Origin of the sequence: Geothrix sp. SG200 (genome assembly GCF_022808935.1) — a bacterium.
GTDB lineage: Bacteria > Acidobacteriota > Holophagae > Holophagales > Holophagaceae > Geothrix > Geothrix alkalitolerans.
Genome location: NZ_JAKZFR010000006.1, coordinates 265,066 through 271,401, shown reverse-complemented (window position 1 = coordinate 271,401; position 6,336 = coordinate 265,066). Strand labels below are relative to the sequence as shown.

Below are 6,336 nucleotides of genomic sequence, written 5' to 3'. Positions count from 1 at the left end.
GTCCCGCGGAACCCTCAAAGGCTTCCTATCTTCTATCCGGTTTTCAAAGACGCCCTCCGCGCTCTCGCACGGTCCGGAAGAACCTTCCAGCCCTTCCCGGCACCCCGCAGCCTCAACTGCGCAGGACATTCAGACTAACACCCCGGACCAAAAGCGCAAGAGGAATTTTCGCGGGACCTCCTGGAATCCGTTGGGGCCAGCCGGAATGCGAGGATCCCTGCCGTAGAATCGAGGACTGGGAGGGCGCGTGATTCATATCGTCGGGGCAGGTCTGGCCGGGTCAGAAGCCGCATGGCAGTTGGCTTCGCGAGGACATGACGTCCGGCTGACGGAAATGCGCCCGCGCTGGGCAACCCCGGCCCACGTGTCCGATCGGGCCGCGGAGATGGTCTGCTCCAACTCCTTCAAGAGCGACGATCCGAATTCGGCCACAGGCATCTTGAAGGCCGAAATGCGGCGCATGGGCTCTCTCATCCTCCGCTGTGCCGAGGCCACGCGCGTGCCCGCGGGGAACAGCCTGGCGGTGGACCGGGAAGCCTTCTCCCAATCCGTCACCGAGGCGCTGAAGTCGCACCCCCGCATCTGGTGGGAAGAGGCTCAGATCATTGCCCCAGAACTGGGTATCCCGACCATCCTCGCCACGGGCCCGCTGACCGCGGACCCGCTCGCCGACTGGCTTGCGCAACACACGGGCACGACCCGGCTGCACTTCTACGACGCCATCGCGCCGATCGTCGAGCGCCAGAGCATCGACATGGGCATCGCCTGGATGGCCGCCCGCTACGACAAGGGAGGCGCCGACTTCATCAACTGCCCCCTCGACAAGGCCCAGTACGAGCGGTTCCTGGACGCCCTGCTCAGCGCTGAACGCGTTCCCCTCCACGAGGTGGACACTCCCTATTTCGAGGCCTGTCTCCCCATCGAGGTCATGGCCGATCGCGGCCGGGAAACCCTCCGCCACGGTCCCATGAAGCCCATGGGACTGGATGATCCCCGTACCGGGCGGTGGCCCCATGCCGTGGTCCAGCTCCGCCAGGACACCCTCGCGGGAGAGCTCTTCAACCTGGTGGGCTTCCAGACCCGTCTGAAATGGGGTGCCCAGAAAGAGGTCTTCCGGCTCATCCCGGGCCTGGAAAATGCAGAATTCGTCCGCTTGGGAAGCATCCACCGGAACACCTACGTGCAGGCTCCTGCGGTACTTGATGCGACACTTGCTGTCAAATCCATCCCCGCTCTATGGATCGCCGGGCAGCTCTCCGGCGTGGAGGGCTACCTGGAATCCGCCGCGGGTGGCCTGGCCGCGGCGTTCGCCACAGATCGCGCCGTGCGCGGCCTGGCCCCCATGCCGTTCCCACCGGATACCATGCTCGGCAGCCTGCTGCACTATCTGGCCCACGCCTCCAGCGTGGATTTCGGGCCGACCAACGCCATGCTGGGGCTGCTGCCGCCGCTTCCCGAGGGCCTCCTGGACCTGCGCACCCTCAAGCGCGCAGGCGGAACCCGGGCCGTGAAATCAGCCAAGGGCCATGCCCATCGTGAACGGGCGCTCCGTTCGCTGGAACAGCACCTGATCCTCGCCGGAGGCCTGCCATGAAGCGACCCGCCCTCGCCTTGGGAGCCGCAGCCCTGATCCTCGCGCTCGGAAGCGGGGCCTGGTGGCTGGCTCGTCGGGATCCGGGAACTCCGCCTCAGGAAGAGACACCGGAGCCCTTCCGCTCTGAACCGATGGGCCTCGGCCAGCTCATCGACCTTCAACCCCCGCCCATGCCCCTCAGGAGCGTTCGATGGACGCTACCCCTTCCTGGGGGCACGGCCGTGGCGCAGATCCTGACCCAGACTGGCCGACAGCAGGTGGTTCTCTTCCAGCAGGGTGTGCCCGGCCCGGTCTTGTCCCTGCCGGAACCTTCGGGCGTACCTGATGGATTCTTCCGGTTCGCGGACTTGGCAGATGCGGCACTGGCGCCTGACGATGCGCTGGTCCTGCTCTACCGCAGCTCGACAGACCCCGCCTCGCCTTCGCTGGTCCTGGCCTGCGACCTACGTTCCCAGCAGGTCCGCTGGTCCCTCCGCGCCCCCGGCGAGCACCTGGCCCTGTCCGCGGACCACCGCAGCGTGTTTCTCTTCGGGGCCTCGACACCCGTGAACATCCTGGAACTGGCCGGCCGCCCCGGCCAGCTGAAACCCTCCTCAACACCAGTGGACCTTCCCCCGGAGGTGAAGACGGTTTCCAGCCTCCTCCCGATCGGCCGCCATGCTTTCGCGGTGGCCCACGACTCGGGCCTCTCGACCTGGCGCGACGGGGCCTGGACCCACGTGCCGGCTCCGGCACCCTCGCCCCTCGGGTTCCCCCACGGACTCGGCCGGATCGCCGGCGATGCGAAGGGCGGCTGGTGGCAGCCCGAACCTGGTGCCCTGATTCCCCTGGGCCCGGGCGCGAAGACCGGCCCATCGCGCGACCTGAAGGCCCTCCTGCCTGACTCATCAAGCCTGGATGCAAGCCTGCTTCAGCTGCTGGGCGAGGAACCAGACGGCCACCTGTGGTTCGGTCTGACGCGACCCACCCTACCCGCGCCGGCTCCCGCCCTGGACTCCGCGGCGGCTACTCCACCGGCCGCACCTTCTGTCCCGGACGGTTCTGGCCAGGCTCCCCAAACCTCCGCCACCCCCCCGCCGACGACCGCCATCATCCAGCCTTCACGGGAGGACTGGCAGGCCTACCTCGACAAGGGACTGGATCGCCTGTACCTGTGGAAGCCCGGCGAGGAGCGCATGAAGGTGGTGTCCATCGCCGACGCCTGGAAACGACTGGCACCCCCCCCGAACGCCTCCGCGTTCCCTGGGCTCGGGAACCTGCGTCCCGAGGCCGGAGCCCTGCTCTGTGGCGGACCCGACCGGGCCTGGTGGCTTCCGCTGAAGGCCCTCCGGCCCCGGTGACCTCAGCGCCCCTGCGGCTTACCCTGGGGCTTCTCGTTGGCCAGGTGCTCGCGGATCAGGCCTTCAGCCACCGCCCCCTCATCAGGATGATAGGTCCCCGCCTCCAACTGGCGCTTGAGAGCCTTGAGCTTCTCAGCGCGCACATCCGGCGTCTCCGCCAGCACCTCATGGGCCACTTCGACGAGATGGTCGGCGGTGGCATCCCCGGAACCTGTGCTCTTGCGGCTGCCATCCTTGCGCGATCTGCCCTGGTTGCTCATGCGCTCGCCCCTTGACGGTGCCTTATCGGCACGCAATTGCCCCAACTCAAGCCCCCGACCCCACCTTTTTGGCTCTGGAGACGGCCGGACGATCATCCGGGAGGTTCGATACGCCCAGGGCCACAAGAATCCGGTCATGGCCAGCCAGATCCTGATGCACCATCGCCTTGAGCCATCCCGCTCCCATGGCGCGCCGGCACAGTTCGCCGCCCTGGCCCGCACCGATCTCCAGCAGGCAGGCCGGCGCCTGCCGCGCCCGGGCCTGTTCCAGCAGGCGGACCGACAGGGCCAGACCCCGATCCGGGGCGAAGAGGGCCGAGGCGGGCTCGAAGGCCAGTTCCCGCTGGAGGCCCGGCTCGTCCGCCGGATCCACATAGGGCAGGTTCGCCACCACCAGGCCCAGGGGATCGGGAACCTGATCCAGGAGACTGCCTTCGAAGAAAGTCACCGGGGCGCCCAGGGCGGCGATGTTCTCGCGGGCCACCGCCAAGGCGCCGGAACTGAGATCCGAAGCGGACACCCGCCAATCCGTCTCCAGGGCCAAGCTCGCGGCGATGATGCCGCTGCCCGTGCCCACATCCACGCAGCGGCTCACCCCGAGCCGCGCCCCCACGTCGAGGGCGGCTTCCACCAGCAGCTCAGTCTCGGGGCGCGGGATCAGCGTTTCCCGGGTGACCCTGAAGCGACGCCCCCGGAAGAGGCACCAGCCCAGGATGTAGGCCCAGGGTTCGCCCGTCCTGCGCCGGCGCACCCAGTCGCTCACCTGCGCGCGCGCCTCGTCGGGCACGAGGTCGCCGCCATGGGCGGCCATCCAGGACCGGGAGAGGCCCAGCCCCTCCTCGAACCAGCGAAGGCTTTCAGCGTGGGCCTCCGTGTGATCCAGGAATTCGGCCAAGGCGGCGCCCAGATCGAGGCGGAGCTGTCGGTACGTCTGGGCCATTCCTCCAGCCTAGCGTGGGATGGACAGTCGGCGAACGGCTGGTTTTCAGGCCATCAGGGCCTTGGCGCGCTCCTGGCTCTGCTGGGCCACGATCTCGTGGAGGCTGCCGCCGTGGCTGTCCATGGTGACCACGAGGGGGAAGTCCTCCACCTCGATGATCCAGAAGGCCTCGGGGCTGCCGAACTCCTCGAGCATCTTCACGTCCACCACGCGCTTGCAGCGCTCGGCCAGCAGGCTGCCGGCGCCGCCGGTGGCGTGGAGGTAGACGGCCCCGGTCTTCTGGAGGCCCTCGCTGGTCTTCTTGCCCATGCCGCCCTTGCCGATGACGCCACGGACCTTGTAGGTCTCGATGACATCCGCCTGATAGGGCTCCTCGCGAATGGAGGTGGTGGGACCCGCCGCCACGAAGCTGTAGTGGCCGTCCTCGTGCTTCTTCACCACGGGGCCGCAGTGGTAGATGACCATGTTCTCGAGGATGGGCTTCAGCCACTCGGGCTTCTGCTCCTTCATGTACTTGTGGCCCATGTCGCGGCTCAGGACGACGCGGCCGTTGAGCAGCACCTCGTCGCCGACCTTGAGCTGGCGGATCTGGTCTTCGGTGATGGGAGTGGTGAGACGGATCATGGGTAGCCTCGTCGTCGCGGTCAGTCGAAGGACACTTCGCCGTTGGTCTTGAGCGTGATCGAGCCCCTGCGGCTGCTCCAGCACATGTAGCTGATGGAGACGTAGAAGCTCGCCGGGTGGCGGTACATCTCCTCCGCCATGACGCCCAGCACGGTGGTGTTGCCGCCGTAGCCCATGGGGCCGATGCCCAGGGTGTTGAGATCGTTCGTGATCTCCTTCTCGAAGGCGTCCATCTTGGGATCGGGGTTCTGCGTGCCGAGCTTCCGGAGGATGAGCTCCTTGCTCTTCTCGTAGCTGGAAACGCGGTCGCCGCCGATGGCCACGCCGAGAATGCCCGGGCTGCAGCCCTGGCCCTGGGCCTTCACCACGGCGTCGATGATGCACTTGCGCACGCCCTTGATGTCGCGGCCCGCGCCCAGCGCGGCGTCCGGCAGGCGGTACTGGGCGCCCACGTTCTCGCAGCCCCCGCCCTTCTGCATGACGGCGATCTCGACTTCCGGCTTGTCCCACTCCTCGAAGTGGACGGCCGGGTGACCCTCGTGGAAGGGATCCATGTTGGTTCCCGTGTTCTTGCCGCTGAGGGCCTCCACGCAGTTGGGGCGCAGCCAGGAGCGCTTGGTGGCCTCGGCCACGGCCGCCCGGATCTGCTGCTTGGCGGCGCGCTGGCTGAGTCCGTAGGGGTGGCGCACCCAGACGATGATCGTGCCCGTGTCCTGGCAGAGGGGCGTCACGTGGCCGTCCGCGAGGATGATGTTGCGCACCATGTCGTTCAGCGTATTGAAGGCGCGGCTGCCCTCCTCCTCGGCGTCACGGCCCTTCACCAGGGCGTCGATCACGTCCTGGGGGAGGCGGCTGGTGGAGCGGCGCAGCAGCTCCAGGGTGGGCAGGGTGAGGTCCAGGGCCTTGAGATCCTTGAGGTCGGCCTTCCACCCCGCGGGCAGCACGGACTTGGACGCCACCACCTCGTTGGAGGTCAGGGTGGGAATGACGCATTCGGACATGGGCCCTCCGGAATCCAGACCCCCATCATCCGCCCGCCGAAGCCGAGGCTCAAGTGATCAATGCCCGGTTCCTCTTCCACCGGCGTGGAACCTCGCTCCAGGTATCCTTGAAGCCTCATCCGCGGGGCCACCATGAGCAAGATCCTGTTCATCCTCAACGATCCCCCCTACGGCACCGAGCGCAGCTACAACGGATTGCGGTTGGCGGGCGCCACCGCCAAGCGCGAGGGTGCCGACGTGCGCGTCTTCCTCATGGGCGATGCCGCCGCCTGTGCCAAGAAAGGCCAGAAGACTCCGGATGGATTCTACAACCTGGAGCGCATGCTGAAGGGCGTCACCACCCGCCACGGCCTGGTCGGCGTCTGCGGCACCTGCATGGACGCCAGGGGCCTCACTCAGGCGGAACTGGCCGAGGACTGCCGGCGGAGCACCCTGGAGGAACTGACCGACTGGACGCTGTGGGCGGACCAGGTGCTGGTCTTCTAGGCGGCGCCGTGAGCGTACCTGGTGAACCACGCTCCTGCTCTTGCTGTGGCGGATCCGAGCCCTCGGCTCCGAAAAGGGCGGAGGCGACCCC

General features: G+C 67.7%; 7 protein-coding genes. 3 read left to right on the top strand and 4 right to left on the bottom strand.

Annotation, left to right across the window (positions count from 1 at the left end):
• The first annotated feature begins 247 nt into the window (after positions 1-247).
• Positions 248-1,594: a methylenetetrahydrofolate--tRNA-(uracil(54)-C(5))-methyltransferase (FADH(2)-oxidizing) TrmFO gene (gene trmFO, locus ML539_RS13255; RefSeq protein ID WP_243324587.1), complete on the top strand. Its 1,347-nt coding sequence runs from the start codon at positions 248-250 to the stop codon at positions 1,592-1,594.
• Positions 1,591-2,934 (top strand): hypothetical protein, encoded by a 1,344-nt coding sequence (locus ML539_RS13250; RefSeq protein WP_243324584.1) that lies wholly within the window; start codon positions 1,591-1,593, stop codon positions 2,932-2,934. Before trmFO ends, ML539_RS13250 begins: the two co-directional genes overlap by 4 nt.
• Positions 2,935-2,936: 2 nt before the next feature.
• On the opposite strand, the gene ML539_RS13245 is transcribed toward ML539_RS13250, so the two are convergent.
• Genes ML539_RS13245 through ML539_RS13230 form a run of 4 tightly spaced genes read right to left on the bottom strand, consistent with a single transcriptional unit; the run spans position 2,937 to position 5,759 of the window.
• Positions 2,937-3,194 carry a flagellar biosynthesis anti-sigma factor FlgM gene (locus ML539_RS13245; protein ID WP_243324582.1) on the bottom strand — a complete coding sequence of 86 codons (258 nt, stop codon included), beginning with the start codon at positions 3,192-3,194 and terminating at the stop codon, positions 2,937-2,939.
• A gap of 46 nt (positions 3,195-3,240) precedes the next feature.
• Positions 3,241-4,134 (bottom strand): peptide chain release factor N(5)-glutamine methyltransferase, encoded by an 894-nt coding sequence (gene prmC / locus ML539_RS13240; protein ID WP_243324580.1) that lies wholly within the window; start codon positions 4,132-4,134, stop codon positions 3,241-3,243.
• 45 nt (positions 4,135-4,179) lie between these two features.
• Positions 4,180-4,758 carry a FumA C-terminus/TtdB family hydratase beta subunit gene (locus tag ML539_RS13235; RefSeq protein ID WP_026852856.1) on the bottom strand — a complete coding sequence of 193 codons (579 nt, stop codon included), beginning with the start codon at positions 4,756-4,758 and terminating at the stop codon, positions 4,180-4,182.
• Positions 4,759-4,778: 20 nt separating this feature from the next.
• Positions 4,779-5,759, bottom strand: a complete 981-nt coding sequence (locus ML539_RS13230) for a fumarate hydratase (RefSeq protein ID WP_243324577.1) — start codon at positions 5,757-5,759, stop codon at positions 4,779-4,781.
• A gap of 132 nt (positions 5,760-5,891) precedes the next feature.
• Here ML539_RS13230 and ML539_RS13225 point away from each other — a divergent pair, with 132 nt between their 5' ends.
• Complete coding sequence (locus ML539_RS13225) at positions 5,892-6,245, top strand: DsrE family protein (protein WP_243324576.1); 354 nt, start codon at positions 5,892-5,894, stop codon at positions 6,243-6,245.
• The last annotated feature ends 91 nt before the right edge of the window (positions 6,246-6,336 follow it).